The organism is Thermostichus sp. OS-CIW-33 (assembly GCF_054059615.1).
The window spans coordinates 1-1,048 of the sequence record NZ_JBSSCH010000042.1 but is presented as its reverse complement, the minus strand read 5'-3'; the positions used below and the strand labels follow the sequence as shown (position 1 = coordinate 1,048).

Annotated in this window: 1 protein-coding gene; it reads left to right on the top strand. The window is 55.2% G+C overall.

Going from position 1 to position 1,048, the window contains the following annotated elements; genetic code table 11:
• On the top strand, positions 1-1,048 hold a 1,048-nt coding region (locus tag ACVWZG_RS13785; protein ID WP_457407500.1), incomplete at both ends, for an RNA-guided endonuclease InsQ/TnpB family protein.

Below are 1,048 nucleotides of genomic sequence, written 5' to 3'. Positions count from 1 at the left end.
GCAAAGTTGGATGCGACAATGGATGCCTTTGTGCAGGCGTTGAACTGGGTCAACCAAAACACACCAGAAAAAGTAGTCAACGCAGTCAAACTCCAATCCCTTTGCTATTACCAGATTCGCGCTCGGTTTGGCTTGTCCAGTAATCTGGCCCAGCAGGTCTGCAGACGGGTGGCAGGCGCTCGCAAAGTGGCGAGACAGCGCAATCGTCCAGTTAAAGAGTTCAAGCGTAGGTTCGTTACCTACGATGCACGTATCTTCTCGTTTCGCGAGAAAGACTGGACAGTGTCGCTTGCCACGGTTGATGGAAGAGAACGCTTTGAGCTAGCCATTGGCAACTACCAGAGGGGAATGCTGGCTGGCTCTAACCCCAAATCGGCCACCCTAGTCCAGCGCAAAGACGGCTCCTACTCCATCCAGATTTGTGTCGAGGCAGAGCCCCCCAAGCAACAGAACACCGACAAGGTGATTGGTGTTGACCTGGGACGGCGAGACATTGCACATACCTCCGAAGGAGACAACTGGAATGGACAGCAGCTGAACAAAGTCCGAGATCACTACTGTCGGTTAAGAGCGTCTCTTCAGCGCAAGGCCAGTAAGGGCACCCGCAGTTGCAGGCGGCGATGCCGTCAACTGCTGCAACGGCTGTCTGGCAAAGAGAGACGCTTTCAAGCTTGGGTGAACCACAGTATCGCTAAGCGCATCGTTAAAGCAGCTCAATCTCTTTCTGCCTGCATTGCAATTGAGGACTTGAGCGGCATCCGGGGGCGTACCAACCGGCAGCCCCGCAGTCGTGAGGAGCGGCGGCGTAGCAATAGCTGGGCGTTCTACCAGCTGCGGCGGTTTATCGAATACAAGGCTGTGAGGGCGGGTGTCAAAGTGGTAGCTGTCCCTGCGGCCTATACCTCGCAGATCTGCCACAAGTGCCTGCATATTCATCCCAACTCCGCTCAATCCTATCGCAAGGGTAAGCAGTTCAAATGCGGGCACTGCGGTTGGGAAGGGGATGCGGATTTTAACGGTGCGAAGGTGATTGCGCTCTTGGGGGCTG